General features: G+C 71.0%; 8 protein-coding genes. 6 read left to right on the top strand and 2 right to left on the bottom strand.

The features are described 5' to 3' along the window. Window positions 1-53 precede the first annotated feature (53 nt). Window positions 54-1,985, bottom strand: coding sequence for an acetate--CoA ligase (acs, locus tag CWN80_RS12230; protein WP_007926702.1), 1,932 nt, complete (start codon window positions 1,983-1,985; stop codon window positions 54-56). A 270-nt stretch (window positions 1,986-2,255) separates the two neighbouring features. Between acs and CWN80_RS12225 the strand changes: the two genes are divergently transcribed. Beyond that, window positions 2,256-3,176 carry a phenylalanine 4-monooxygenase gene (locus CWN80_RS12225; RefSeq protein ID WP_040881094.1) on the top strand — a complete coding sequence of 307 codons (921 nt, stop codon included), beginning with the start codon at window positions 2,256-2,258 and terminating at the stop codon, window positions 3,174-3,176. 69 nt (window positions 3,177-3,245) lie between these two features. Then, window positions 3,246-3,950 (top strand): hypothetical protein, encoded by a 705-nt coding sequence (locus tag CWN80_RS12220; RefSeq protein ID WP_007926710.1) that lies wholly within the window; start codon window positions 3,246-3,248, stop codon window positions 3,948-3,950. 9 nt (window positions 3,951-3,959) lie between these two features. Here CWN80_RS12220 and CWN80_RS12215 read toward each other — a convergent pair whose 3' ends face one another. After that, a complete protein-coding gene (locus tag CWN80_RS12215) occupies window positions 3,960-4,547 on the bottom strand; it encodes a TetR/AcrR family transcriptional regulator C-terminal domain-containing protein (protein ID WP_007926713.1) in 588 nt (195 codons plus the stop codon). Window positions 4,548-4,669: 122 nt separating this feature from the next. Between CWN80_RS12215 and CWN80_RS12210 the strand changes: the two genes are divergently transcribed. Genes CWN80_RS12210 through bioB form a run of 4 tightly spaced genes read left to right on the top strand, consistent with a single transcriptional unit; the run spans window position 4,670 to window position 7,638 of the window. Then, window positions 4,670-5,254 (top strand): biotin transporter BioY, encoded by a 585-nt coding sequence (locus CWN80_RS12210; RefSeq protein ID WP_007926715.1) that lies wholly within the window; start codon window positions 4,670-4,672, stop codon window positions 5,252-5,254. Then, window positions 5,254-5,955 carry an energy-coupling factor ABC transporter ATP-binding protein gene (locus CWN80_RS12205; RefSeq protein ID WP_007926718.1) on the top strand — a complete coding sequence of 234 codons (702 nt, stop codon included), beginning with the start codon at window positions 5,254-5,256 and terminating at the stop codon, window positions 5,953-5,955. The genes CWN80_RS12210 and CWN80_RS12205 overlap by 1 nt, the downstream gene beginning before the upstream one ends. After that, entirely contained in the window at window positions 5,946-6,566 is a 621-nt protein-coding gene (locus CWN80_RS12200; RefSeq protein WP_128277362.1) for a CbiQ family ECF transporter T component, read from the top strand. Before CWN80_RS12205 ends, CWN80_RS12200 begins: the two co-directional genes overlap by 10 nt. 10 nt (window positions 6,567-6,576) lie before the next feature. Further along, window positions 6,577-7,638 carry a biotin synthase BioB gene (gene bioB, locus CWN80_RS12195; protein ID WP_007926727.1) on the top strand — a complete coding sequence of 354 codons (1,062 nt, stop codon included), beginning with the start codon at window positions 6,577-6,579 and terminating at the stop codon, window positions 7,636-7,638. Window positions 7,639-7,676: the final 38 nt, after the last annotated feature.

The following is a 7,676-nucleotide window of genomic DNA, read 5'->3' as shown; positions in this document are numbered from 1 at the left end:
CGAGGACCATGTGAACCGAAGTCCGTCGGCGGGCCCCCTTCGTCATGTCCGGGTCACTCCTTGGGCGGAGCGCTCATGCCCTCCTTGATGAGGTTCATGACCGAGGAGTCGGCCAGCGTCGTCACGTCACCGATCTCGCGGTTTTCGGCGACGTCCTTGAGCAGGCGCCGCATGATCTTGCCCGAGCGCGTCTTGGGCAGCTCGTCGACGACCATGATCGAGCGGGGCTTGGCGATCGGGCCGATCTGCTGGCCGACGTGGTTGCGCAGCTCCTGGACGAGCTCGTCACCCTGGCTGCCCTCGGCGCCGTCCTGGCGCAGGATGACGAAGGCGACGACGGCCTGACCGGTCGTCTCGTCGCTGGCACCGACGACGGCGGCCTCGGCCACCCTCGGGTGGGAGACGAGTGCCGACTCGATCTCGGCGGTCGACAGACGGTGGCCCGAGACGTTCATGACGTCGTCGACTCGACCGAGGATCCAGATGTTGCCCTTGTCGTCGTACTTCGCCCCGTCACCGGCGAAGTAGTACTTCGGGCCGAAGCGGCTCCAGTAGGTGTCCTTGTACCGCTCCGGGTCGCCCCAGATGCCGCGCAACATCGACGGCCACGGCTTGGTGAGGACGAGGTAACCGACCTGCTCGGGCTCGGTGAGGGGCTGCCCCTCGTCGTCGAGGATCTCTGCCGCGATGCCGGGGATCGGGCGCTGCGAGCTGCCGGGCTCGAGGTCGGTGACTCCGGGGAGTGGGGAGTTCATGATCGCTCCCGTCTCGGTCTGCCACCACGTGTCGACGATCGGGGCGGTGCCGCCGCCGATCGTGTCGCGGTACCAGCGCCAGGCCTCGGGGTTGATGGGCTCACCCACAGACCCGAGCAGGCGGATCGAGGAGAGGTCGTACTTCTCCGGGATCTCCTTGCCCCACTTCATGAAGGTGCGGATCGCCGTCGGGGCCGTGTAGAGGATCGTGACCTTGTACTTCGCGACGATCTCCCAGAAGATCCCTCGGTGCGGGCTGTCCGGGGTGCCCTCGAAGAGGACCTGGGTGGCCCCCTTCGCCAGCGGTCCGTAGACGATGTAGCTGTGCCCGGTCACCCAGCCGATGTCGGCGGTGCACCAGTAGACGTCCGTCTCGGGGTGCAGGTCGTGGACCACCGAGCTCGTGTAGGCGCACTGGGTGAGGTAGCCGCCGGTCGTGTGGAGGATGCCCTTGGGCTTACCCGTCGTCCCGGACGTGTAGAGGATGAAGAGCGGGTGCTCACTGTCGTGCGGCTGCGCTTCGTGCTGGTCGGAGGCGGAGTCGACGACGTCGTGCCACCAGACGTCGCGCTCGTCGTCCCACTCGACGTCGATGCCGGTGCGCTGCACGACGAGGACCTTGCCCGCCGTCGTGCCCGGCACGGCCTGGTCGACGGCTGCCTTGAGCGGCATCGCCTTGCCCTTGCGGAACTGCCCGTCGCTCGTCACGACGACCTTTGCCTCGCCGTCCTCGATGCGTGCTCGCAGGGCGTCGGCGGAGAAGCCGCCGAAGACCACGGAGTGCGGGGCACCGATCCGGGCGCAGGCGAGCATGGCGATGACGGCCTCGGGGATCATCGGCATGTAGATGGCGACGCGGTCGCCCTTCGCCACCCCGAGGGACTCGAGGGCATTGGCCGCCTTGGACACCTCGCGCTGGAGGTCGGCGTACGTGATCGTGCGTTCGCTACCGTCGGCGGCGACCGCGTGGAGGGCCACCCGGTCGCCGTTGCCGGCCTCGACGTGGCGGTCGACGCAGTTGTAGGCGGCGTTGAGCTCACCGCCGACGAACCACTTCGCGAAGGGAGCCTCGCTCCAGTCGAGCGTCGTGTCGAAGTCCGTGCTCCAGGTGAGCTGCTCACGGGCGCGCGCGGCCCAGAAGCCCTCGTGGTCGGCGGATGCCTCGTCGTACAGGGCTGCGGTGCCGTTGGCCTGGGCAGCGAACTCCGGGCTCGGGGCGTAGTCCGTCACATGTCCTCCTCATCGAGTGCCAGCGCGACGTCGCGCTGGTGTGCGTTCACCCCCAGCCTCCACCCCGGCGTCACGGAGCACAACGCGGGTTCGCCGACGAGTCGGCGGACGCGGGGGAGCGGGCGACGAACGGTCCGTCGTGGGCACAGTGCACAGCAGCGGACGAAGGGGGCCGGCTCGGGGCTGTGCAGTCTGCTCAGTGGTCTGGCGGTCCGTGGTGCAGATCGACCCGCTCTGCCACGGTGGTGGGACCACAAGGAGGTGGTTGACGTGTTTACCGAGGGACAGTTGTACTCACCCGTGACCGAGCACGAGGACGGCACCGTCGAGGTGCACCTCGCCGACACCCATCCCGGGCGTGGCGACCAGGAGTACCTGCGCCGACGCGGCGAGATCGCCGGCGCGGCGCTCACCTGGGACCGCGGGGCGGAGCCGGTGCCCACGATCGAGTACACCGAGCAGGAGCACGGGGTGTGGAGCCGGGTGAGCCGGGAGCTGGCGCCGCTGCACGAGCGGCTGGCCCACCCCGAGTACCTCGCTGCCAAGAGTGCCCTCGGCCTGCCGACCGACCACGTCCCCCAGCTCGCCGAGGTGACCACACGGCTCGAGCCGATCACCGGGTGGAGCTACGTGTGCGCGCCGGGCCTGGTGCCGTTGCGCGACTTCTACGCCGACCTCGGCAGCCGCACCTTCAACTCCACGCAGTACCTGCGGCACGCCTCCGAGCCGCTCTACACGCCCGAGCCGGACATCATCCACGAGGTCATCGGGCACGCCAACCAGCTCGCCAGCCCGCGCCTGGCGGCCATCACCGAGGCGGCGGGGGCGGCCTCCCTCCGTCTGGAGACGGACGAGGCCATGCAACTCGTGGCCGACGTCTTCTGGTTTTCGATGGAGTTCGGCGTCATGTACGACGGGCCGGACCTCAAGGCCTACGGTGCCGGCATCCTGTCGAGCTTCGGCGAGATCCAGGAGTTCGAGCACATGGAGATCCGTGACCTCGACCTGGCCGACATGGGCACGCTCAACTACGACATCACCGTCTACCAGCCGGTGATCTTCGCAGCGCGATCGGTCGAGCACCTCGAGGACGTCGTCGGCACCTTCTTCGCCCGGGTCGACGACGACGCGGCCGACGCGCTCCGGCGGGAGGCCGCCCAGCGGGGACTGCTCCCCATGGCTGCCGGCTGACGGCAACCTCTACTCTCGTCGCAGACAGGGGACGCTGCGTCCCCGACCACGACGACAAGGGGGAAGACCATGATGACCAGTCGACGTGCCGGCGCCGCCGGCCTCCTCGCCGTCGCCGCCCTCGCGCTCTCGGCGTGCGGTGGCGAGAGCGGTGACGACGTCACCGACTCGGGGAGCCCCTCGAGCTCGGCGAGCACGAGCGAGGCGACCGAGTCGGAGACCTCGACCGATGAGTCGAGCACCGACGCCGAGGACAGCGAGTCGGAGGAGTCCGACGACAGCGAGTCCGACGACGCTGCCGCCTCCGGTGACGTGACCGAGCCCGGCACGGAACTCGCGCTCGGTGACACCGCCACCATCCCCCAGGGGGACGACGGCGCGATGATCACCGTGACGGTCACCGAGATCACCGAGGGCTCCTCGGCAGACCTGGCCGACCTCAAGGACGCCGACAAGTACAAGGGCTACACGCCCATCTACGTCCAGTACACGATGACCGGTACCGACAGCTCGACGGAGCTCGGCGGCGACATCCTCGACGACGTCGACCCGATCCTCGCCGACGGCCGCAAGGCCTCCACCCTCGTGATCATCGGCACCTCTCCCTTCAAGAAGTGCGACAGCAACTCGATCCCCAAGGACTTCGGCCCGGGCGACACCGAGACCACCTGCCAGGTGGCGATGGTCTCCTCCGGCCAGGAGGTCAGCGGTGCGCAGTACTCGCCCTACGAGGGCGACTACGCCGACGACGGGGCGGTCGTCTGGAAGAAGTGAGCCCCGCGCTCACCGCACGACGAGAGACTCGACACCGGTCAGGATGATGTCCAGGCCGGTGTCGAAGTCGCTCTCGGGCCGAGCGTCGGAGGCGATGCCCGACCGTGCCGCCTGCGCGTGGGACTGCTCGTCGTAGGCGTGCCCGTAGACGAAGTGCAGCAGGGTGCGCGCCGCCGTCTTCGCCCCGCGCGCGTCGAGGCCGGTCGCGCCGAGGATCTCGCGCAGCTCGTCGAAGGGCGCCCGGCCGCCCATGCCGAAGGCCCACATGCTCATGACGATGTCAGCGCCGTCCGGGTAGGCGGTGACGGCCGCGTGCAGGTCCCGGCAGCACTGACGCACGACCTCCTGCCAGGGGAGCTCGAGGTCGGTGGTGTCGCGGGTGGGGCGGCGCGCGAGGATGGCGTCGGCCACGGCCCCGAGCAGGGTCTGCTTGTTGGCGACGTGGTGGTAGAGCGCGCTCTGCTGCACGCCGAGCTCGGCGCCGAGCGCGCGCATCGTCAGGTCGGGCAGGCCGACCCGGGAGAGCAGGCCGAGGGCGGTGGTCACGATCCGCTCGTGGGAGAGCGGCCGCTGGTGGGTCCGTCGCGTCGGCGGCACGGGCGCTCCCTTCGAGCGGGTCGAGATCGGGGGTCCAGTTGACCACACGTGATCGAGGGCCCTAACCTGAACGCCGTTCACTTGGATGAACGGCGTTCATGCACATGAGGGGAATCGGCAGCATGACCACAGCACCGGCCGCCCGGGCCGCCACGGCGAGCACCGACCTGGCCCTCGTCTCCTCCCTCGCCGCACTGATCGCGGTCTGCTCCGTCCTACCCGCGGTCAACCTCTCGGTCTTCGCACCGATCACGCTGCAGACCTTCGGGGTCCTCCTCGCCGGCGCGATCCTCGGGGCCCGACGCGGTGCGCTCGCCGTCCTCCTGTGGATCCTCGTCGGGACGATCGGGCTGCCCGTCTTCGCCAACGGCAAGGCCGGGCTGCCGGTCCTCGTCGGCCCGACCGGGGGATACATCCTCGGGTTCGTCGTCGGGGCGGCGATCATCGGGGCCGTCGCCACCGTCGCGGTCCGGCGCGCCGGTCGCGGCATGGTGTGGGTGCTCACCGCAGGAGGGCTGCTCGCGCTCCTGGTCGTCCACGCCGCCGGCATCGTCGGCCTGCACCTGCGGGCGGGGCTCGGGTGGCAGGCCGCAGCCACCGTCGACGGCGCCTTCTGGATCGGTGACTTGGTCAAGCTCGCGGCCACCGTGCTCGTCGCGGCCGCGGTGCACCGCGCCTTCCCCGACCTGCTGCGTCGCCGCGCCTGATGGCCCGCATCCAGCTCGACCACGTCACCGTCCGCCGGCCCACGGCGACCGGCGACCTGCTCGTGCTCGACGAGACGAGCCTGCTCGTCAGCGAGTCCCGCGTGGCGTTCATCGGCCCCAACGGTGCCGGCAAGTCGACCCTGGCCCGTCTCGTCAACGGGCTGGTCACCGCCTCGACAGGGGCCGTGCACGTCGACGGCGTCGACGTGGCACGTCGCGGCCGCGAGGTGCGGCGCCGGGTGGCCTTCACCTTCACCGACCCGCACGCACAGCTCGTCATGCCGACGGTCGCCGAGGACGTGGCCCTGTCGCTGCGCGCCACGCGACCCGACCGACGCGCACGCGACGCCGCCGTGGGTGAGGTGCTCGAGCAGCACGGCCTGGCGGGTCTGGCCGACCGCAGTGTCCACGCCCTCTCCGGTGGGCAGGCCCAGCTGCTCGCCCTGGCGAGCGTCCTGGCCACCGGCCCGGACGTCCTCGTCGCCGACGAGCCGACGACGCTGCTCGACCTGGCGGCCTCCCGGCGCGTCGGGGACCTGCTCATGGGGCTGCCGCAGCAGGTCCTGCTCGTCACCCACGACCTCGAGCTCGCCGGTCGGTGCGACCGGGCACTCCTCGTCGACGGCGGCCGGGTCGTGGCCGACGGACCCGCGGCCGACGTCGTCCACCACTACCGCGCCCGGGTGGCCGCATGCTCCTGATGGTGCACCGTCCCGGCACCTCGCTCGTCCACCGGGCCCCGGCGGGTGCCAAGCTCACCCTGCTCGCCGCCGTGGGTTTCGGGCTGGCCATCGCTGGCGGCTGGCTGTGGGCAGCACTCGCGCTGGGTGCTGCGCTCACCCTCCTCGTCGTTGCTGGCACCACCGTGAGGGTGCTTGCGACCACCCTGCGCGGACTCGTCCTCGTGACGCTCGCCCTCGGTGCCTGGCTCACCTGGCAGGCGGGCTGGCCCCGCGCCGCCGAGACCGTCGGTGACCTCGTGGCACTCGTCCTGCTCGCACACCTCGTCACGGCGACGACCCGGGTCGACGACATGCTCGACACCGTCGAGCGCGCCCTGCGCCCGCTCCGCCGATTCGGCGTGCGCCCCGACCGCGTCGCCCTGGCGATCTCGCTCGTGCTGAGGGCCGTGCCGGCCACCGCCGAGGCGGCCGGGCAGACGCGGGACGCGGCGCGGGCACGCGGGCTGGAGCGCGACCCCAGGGCGACCTTGACCCCCTTCGTCGTGCGGGTCGTGCGTGACGCGCGGTTGCGGGGGGAGGCGCTCCACGCCCGAGGTGTGGGCGATGACCAGACCGGAAGACACGGATGAAGGGAAGACCATGACCACCTACGACGAGATCGTCGCGCGGGTCCTCGCCGGCTCCGAGGCGACGCCGCAGGAGGCACTGACGGTGCTGCGCGCTCCGGACGAGGACGTGCTCGACGCCGTCGCCGCAGTGGCCCGGCTGCGGCGGGCCCACTACGGGATGACCGTCAAGGTCAACTACCTCGTCAACCTCAAGTCCGGGCTGTGCCCTGAGGACTGCGGCTACTGCTCCCAGGCGCTCGGGTCGACCAGCGAGATCCTGCGCTACACCTGGCTCAAGGAGGACCAGGCGCTCGACCAGGCCCGGGCCGGGGTGCGGGGAGGCGCGTCGCGTGTGTGCATGGTCGCCAGCGGTCGCGGCCCCACCGACCGTGACGTGGAGCGGGTCGTGGGGATGGTCGGCGCGATCAAGGAGGAGCACCCCGAGGTCGAGGTCTGTGCCTGCCTCGGGCTGTTGCGCGACGGTCAGGCCGAGCGCCTGCGCGAGGCCGGTGTCGATGCCTACAACCACAACATCAACACCGCGCAGTCGCACCACGACTCCATCGTCACGACGCACACCTACGAGGACCGGGTGCGTACCGTCGCCATGGCCCAAGGAGCCGGGCTGTCGGCGTGCAGCGGCCTCATCGCCGGCCTCGGGGAGAGCGACGAACAGCTCGTCGAGGCACTGGTCGCCCTGCGGGAGATGGGGTCCGACTCCATCCCGGTCAACTTCCTCATCCCCTTCGACGGGACGCCCAAGCAGCAGACGTGGGAGCTGACCCCGCTGCGCTGCCTGCGCATCCTCGCCGCCGCGCGACTGCTCGCGCCGGCCGCCGAGCTGCGGATCGCGGCGGGCCGCGAGATGCACCTGCGCGGCGTGCAGGGGCTGGCGCTGCAGGTGGCCAACTCGATCTTCCTCGGCGACTACCTCACCGCCGAGGGACAGGCGGCGGAGGAGGACCTCGCGCTCATCGCGGACCACGGGTTCACGGTCCTGGGTGCCGACGAGCCGACCGGCGACGGGGCGACCGCGACCGTGCCGGCCATCCGGCGCCGCGGGGCCGGCACGAACGTCCCGGCCAACGCCTGAGGACATGACGAAGGGGGGAGAGCCGTGGCTCTCCCCCC

The organism is Janibacter hoylei PVAS-1, assembly GCF_004025845.1.
Lineage (GTDB): Bacteria > Actinomycetota > Actinomycetes > Actinomycetales > Dermatophilaceae > Janibacter > Janibacter hoylei.
The sequence above is the reverse complement of the archived record's forward strand: the minus strand, read 5'-3'. Positions and strand labels throughout refer to the sequence as shown.